The organism is Teichococcus vastitatis (assembly GCF_003604215.1).
In the GTDB taxonomy this organism is placed as follows: Bacteria; Pseudomonadota; Alphaproteobacteria; order Acetobacterales; family Acetobacteraceae; genus Pseudoroseomonas; species Pseudoroseomonas vastitatis.
This window is the reverse complement of sequence record NZ_QXGS01000083.1, coordinates 1-4,822: the sequence shown is the minus strand read 5'-3', so window position 1 is coordinate 4,822 and position 4,822 is coordinate 1. Positions and strand designations below refer to the sequence as shown.

Genomic DNA, 4,822 nt, shown 5'->3' with positions numbered 1-4,822 from the left:
CTATTGCTTTTTGTGCTGAAAGTTCGGGCGGTACGGAAAAACGCATTGAAGAGGTCCGTGCATAAAGTTCGGCCTTCCATCTTCCACCGATCCAACCGAGGGTCAGCGACATGGAGGTGGCCGATGGCTCGGAGGCGACAGAAACAGCAGGATCTGTTCACTGACGTTACCTACGATGGCGAGGAGGTGGGTCCGTCCGCCACCGTCCACGACCTCCTGGCCGTCAAGGGGCGTCGGGGAGCGGCAGCATATGCCTCCAAGGCCGAGAAGGAACCAGGTCGCCGAGCTCCCATCGATATCCTAGCAGGCCCACGGGGCGGCCGCATCATCGCGGTAGCGGCAGATGCGGTTGAGGCGGCTGCTATGCTCGATTCAGCAACCTCTGAACTCGCGGCTGGGCATGTTTACAGCGGCTGGTGCATGCTGGGCCTGCCCTACCGCAAGCCGAAGGGTGACAAAGAGAATCTCTGGCGGATCTCGACAGACTACGCCGACATCACGGTTGAAGCGGGCTCGAGGAAACTCAACGACGGCTCGACTGCATGGATTGGAGTGCCATACGGGGCATACGCCCGGATGGTACTCATAGCTCTTCAGTCCGAGGCTTTGGAGCGCAACAGCCCCTTTGTGGAGCTTGGAGAGACCGCCTACGACGCTCTCCGGCGGCTCGGCCTCCCTGATGGCGGCAAGGTCGCGGACCTGACCCTGGAGCAACTAGAGAAGATTGTCCGCTGTAAGGTGTCCTTCCGAATTGGGACCGACGCCAAGGGCCTGGAAATCAACGAGCGACTGGTCGAGGCATTCGAGTATGACACGGGTGGCAGGACTTTCATCCGACGTTTGAAGCTGTCGAAGGCCTTCTTTGAATCGTTGAAGCGTCACCCGGTCCCAATCGACCGAGACGCCGTAATCCGCATCCGCAATTCGCCTATGGCGCTCGATATCTATCTCTGGCTGGCCTATCGGCTGCCTGCACTGGAGAAGGACGCGAGGATCTCCTGGACGGCCTTGTGGCGACAGTTCGGCGCCGGAATCGCCACGATGCGATTTTTCAAGCGGCCTTTCGCTGAAAACCTGGAGCTTGCCCGATCCATCTACCCGACCGCACAGTTCCAGCTAACTGAGAGCGGTATCATCCTTCGCCCCTCACCCACTCCCCGGCGCGCCAAGGCTCTCCCGGCCGCCTGAGCGTGCAAAAAGTTCGGCCGACCAAGCCCTAGCAGACTAAGAAAATGTGCGGGTCGCTAAGGATTGCTACAACGGAGCCTTGGGGAGTCCTTTCTCGTCTCGAAAGTCCGAACTGAAGCCACACGCACGCTGTGGAGGGCCGAACCAAGCCCACCGAGGGAAGGGCAGGAAAGGGTCAACTGCTTGAACGCCAAAATTCAGATGAGTGGCTTGCGGCGGCTGTACGAGATGATGGCAACGGTCCCGACTGAGCGGCACCAGTTCATCTACAAGGTCAATGGAAGAGAGTTCGACTGCCTCTTTTGGGCCGGAGGGTCCAGAGCCGGACCAGGAGCCCAAGGCCTACGAGCTCTCGCTCACCTCGGTCGGTGAGACACCGGTTCACATCCCGTTCAGGGTCGACATGTGGTATTATGTGAACACCACCATTGACGCCGGGGAACTACCGCGCGCTTGCGGCCCTGCTACGTATCCATGGCGCCTCGTTTCAGAAGCTCATCCCCAGCACGTTCCTGAGCGAACTCAACCGGCATATTCAGGGGATCCAAAGCCTGCGGCCGCCGCCAAAGGTGAAAGGCGCCGAGAGCCTTAACCTCAACGGGGCATCCACGAGCGAGTATTTCGACCACTGGCGCTACTACAAGCCACCCCGCGGACCGAGCAAGGAAAACCAGAAGAAGACGCTGCGGCTCATGGGTCGAGCCGCCCTGGAGCATAGCCTCACGAAAAACGCCTCTAGCGTCTGGAAGGATCCGACCACCTGATGCCGCTGTTCAGCGCGATTGACCGAAACGAGGCCTCATCGCACCGGCAGTCGGAGCCCCTATTTGCCTTCTATGACCGCGCGGCCTGGCCGGAGTTCGGCGCCTGCCGTTGGATCCTGGAAGGATGGCTGGCTGAGATGCCACCAGCCGACGCAGCCGAGTTTGCAGATGCGCTCTCCCGACGACGAAAAATTCGAGGCCGGGCTGATAGAACTCGTGATGCCATTGCCAAGTTGTTGAGCCCACCGCCGTGCTGGATCGAGCGGCACGACGACTTGCGGGTTCACGCTGCCATCCGAATGAACGTCTCCTGCCGCCAACCTGTAATGCCTTGTGGCGAGCGCGCGGAATCTTGTCCTCCCTGTCATCTAGGATGACGTTCGACGGTGAGGCGCATGAATTGCACCAGGTGGTTCGGTGCGAAATTCTCTTTGGCTAGGGTCTGCTTCACCTCGGCTTCCAGCTTCTGCCGCGCTCTGAGAACCGTCATCTCGAAGTCGCTTCGAAGACCTTGCCCGCTGCTGGGCTCGGTGCCGACCGCTTCGGCAAGCACGGAGGTGGAGCGCTTGTAGGCCCTAGACGACGCCTAGAGGGCCTCGCGCGAAGGCTTGTCCTTCTGCTTGGACCCGGTTGCATCGTTCAGCATGTCGAGGGAACTCCGCACGGTGCTTGCATCACGGACCGCCCACACCGAAAAACCGGGCCGCCGCGGTCTCTCGGCTTCGCTGAGTTCTGTACAAGATGCTTTCCTGCCTGATTGCCTTTCTTGTTCCTGACTTCATGGCACTCATATAATGCTGCGTTCTTGCGATGTGGCCAACCCGCCACATATCCTTCTTAACAAGCCGCCTTCGAGCGACAACGCTTCGAAGCGTCAAGGCAGTGAAGACGCTCTATGTAGTTGATATAAAAGCACCAAACTAAAAAAACGAAGCGTCTTGTACATAATGCCTCGCTACTTCCAAGCATTGCTGCCAGATCGCTTTGCTGCCATTCTACCGCATCGCTTTCATGCAGGAAGGCATTCATGGCAACGATCTCCGTCGCGAGCGACAAGGGAGGCCCGGGGAAGACCACCACGGCCATCCTGATCGCGTCTGAACTGGCCCTCGACGGCTACCGCGTCACCGTTCTCGATACCGACGTCAACCAGCAGGCCGCAGCGTTCGGGCGCAAGGCCGACATCCCTGGTCTTACTATCGTGGGCGGGGTGCGCGAGGACAATATCTTGGCCGAACTGCGGAAGGCGGAGGCGGGAAGCGAGGTCGTCATCGTCGATCTGCCCGGCGGCTCCTCGACGCTTGCGCTCAAAGCCATGCACCGCAGCCACTTCGTGCTGGTACCGACGCAGGCTGCCTTGCCGGACGTAAAAGCGGCCATGAAGACCATCGCGCAGATCGACGACGCGCAAGAGTTGTCGCGCACCCCTATCGCGCGCGCCATTATCTGGACGCGCATCCTGCCGGGCTTCGAGAGCCGCGGCGCCCGTCATGTCCGCCAGTCGGTCGAGGCCGACGAGACGCTGCCCATCCTGAAGGCCTCTATGATGGAGCGCGCCGCGTTCCGCGAGATCCATATCACCGGGAAGGTGCCCCGGCAGATCGATCCCTCCAGCGCCGCGTCGGCCAACGTGGCGGCCGTCACCGCCGAGTTGCTCCAGCGCATCTCCCAATTAGCCGAGGCCGCATGACCAAGTTTCCCCCGATCACCGATGAAATCCGGCAGGCTGGGAAGAAGGTCGAGTTAAACCTGAAGCCGCGTCCGGAATTGCCCGACGAGTCCATCGAGGCGAACTCCCGCTCCATCGGCGAGCGCTATGGCTCCAATACCCAGATTACCGCGGAAGCTGTCCGCCCGACGTTGCGCCCCAGCGCGCCTCCGCCTCCGCAGATGGCGCCGCTCACCAGTGTGCGCTTTGACTGCCCGAACTATCTGGACAAGGAACTGGCGGTCCGGGCGGCAGAGGAAGGGGTGACCAAGACCTACCTGATCCTGAAAGCGCTAGGCGCGGCGGGCTTCCGGCTAGATAGCGCCGATTTGGTGAAGGACCGCCGGCGCATCAGGCGATAAGGCAATCTTGCTATTTCTCTTCTTGTACAAGACGCCTTTTTGCCTCTTGACAGCGAGACATTCCTGTTTCACCGCTAGTGGGGGCAGCAGCGGCAGACATCCACGGCTCGGACCGGACGATCACGGGGACAGGGAGGTGAGTTACGGTGCGGCCAAGCTGGGTCGCCCGATTGCCGGCTCCTACTCACCCCTCCATCGCCGCCATCAGCGGAGCAGCCAGCCCCATCCGCAGAGCACCCGCCGCCGTCGCTCCCGGCGTTAGCCGACGAACCCGGCGTCGCCACGTCGCTGCACCTTGCTGCCGAAGGCCTCAGCGATTCGGTACACCGGCAAGACCAGGATGACAGCGAACACCGCGAGCAGCATCGCGTTCAGAAACGAGAAAGGCATAAGGGGATTCCGAGCAGGGTAGGGGTAGAACGCACCCGTCCGGCAGCGCTGATTCTACGTCGCAGCCACATACGCGCGCCAGAACAAGGCATTCTGCAATCCACTCGTGCGAGCGCACGCTAACCAACTGTTACAGTGTCCTTCGACTTGAAGGTGGGCATCCGCCCGCTGCGATCTGGTAAGAAGGCATTACCGGGTTAAAGAGACCTGCTGTGGAGGGGGTAGGGAGCCTCCCAGTCACCCTGTGGCGCTACGTCACCACCGGGTTGATACTCGAGGGTGCGCTTGAAGCCGACAGCTACCTGACCCATGAGGTTCAACCGACGCCGCCAGCCGGTACGCCTGTCGGGCGGGGGCGCGTAACCGGAGCTCGACAGGGTCTAAAAAGCCGCTGCCAAGAATGGGTCCCG

Annotated in this window: 6 protein-coding genes; 4 read left to right on the top strand and 2 right to left on the bottom strand. The window is 61.0% G+C overall.

Annotated features, from left to right (window positions below):
• Nucleotides 1-123: 123 nt before the first annotated feature.
• Both D2K64_RS22700 and D2K64_RS22695 read left to right on the top strand, forming a co-directional pair.
• Nucleotides 124-1,188 carry a replication protein RepA gene (locus tag D2K64_RS22700; protein WP_238384383.1) on the top strand — a complete coding sequence of 355 codons (1,065 nt, stop codon included), beginning with the start codon at nucleotides 124-126 and terminating at the stop codon, nucleotides 1,186-1,188.
• A 428-nt stretch (nucleotides 1,189-1,616) separates the two neighbouring features.
• The gene (locus D2K64_RS22695; RefSeq protein WP_120010654.1) at nucleotides 1,617-1,952 is read left to right on the top strand and encodes a hypothetical protein; all 336 of its coding nucleotides are present in this window, start codon (nucleotides 1,617-1,619) and stop codon (nucleotides 1,950-1,952) included.
• A 364-nt stretch (nucleotides 1,953-2,316) separates the two neighbouring features.
• Here the strand turns inward: D2K64_RS22695 and D2K64_RS24785 are convergent, their stop codons facing one another.
• On the bottom strand, nucleotides 2,317-2,505 hold the full coding sequence (locus tag D2K64_RS24785) for a hypothetical protein (protein WP_157986063.1): 189 nt from the start codon (nucleotides 2,503-2,505) through the stop codon (nucleotides 2,317-2,319).
• 474 nt (nucleotides 2,506-2,979) lie between these two features.
• Between D2K64_RS24785 and D2K64_RS22690 the strand changes: the two genes are divergently transcribed.
• Together D2K64_RS22690 and D2K64_RS22685 are read left to right on the top strand one after the other, a co-directional pair.
• Nucleotides 2,980-3,642, top strand: a complete 663-nt coding sequence (locus D2K64_RS22690; RefSeq protein ID WP_120010653.1) for a ParA family protein — start codon at nucleotides 2,980-2,982, stop codon at nucleotides 3,640-3,642.
• Nucleotides 3,639-4,022 (top strand): hypothetical protein, encoded by a 384-nt coding sequence (locus tag D2K64_RS22685; protein WP_120010652.1) that lies wholly within the window; start codon nucleotides 3,639-3,641, stop codon nucleotides 4,020-4,022. Before D2K64_RS22690 ends, D2K64_RS22685 begins: the two co-directional genes overlap by 4 nt.
• Before the next feature lie 258 nt (nucleotides 4,023-4,280).
• On the opposite strand, the gene D2K64_RS26040 is transcribed toward D2K64_RS22685, so the two are convergent.
• A complete protein-coding gene (locus D2K64_RS26040; protein ID WP_274379329.1) occupies nucleotides 4,281-4,412 on the bottom strand; it encodes a hypothetical protein in 132 nt (43 codons plus the stop codon).
• Nucleotides 4,413-4,822: the final 410 nt, after the last annotated feature.

What these genes read in the sequence shown, in the direction of transcription:
- D2K64_RS22700 (WP_238384383.1), top strand. Translation starts at nt 124, where the DNA reads ATGGCTCGGAGGCGACAGAAACAGCAGGATCTGTTCACTGACGTTACC.
- D2K64_RS22690 (WP_120010653.1), top strand. Translation starts at nt 2,980, where the DNA reads ATGGCAACGATCTCCGTCGCGAGCGACAAGGGAGGCCCGGGGAAGACC.
- D2K64_RS22685 (WP_120010652.1), top strand. Translation starts at nt 3,639, where the DNA reads ATGACCAAGTTTCCCCCGATCACCGATGAAATCCGGCAGGCTGGGAAG.
- D2K64_RS26040 (WP_274379329.1), bottom strand. Translation starts at nt 4,412, where the DNA reads ATGCCTTTCTCGTTTCTGAACGCGATGCTGCTCGCGGTGTTCGCTGTC.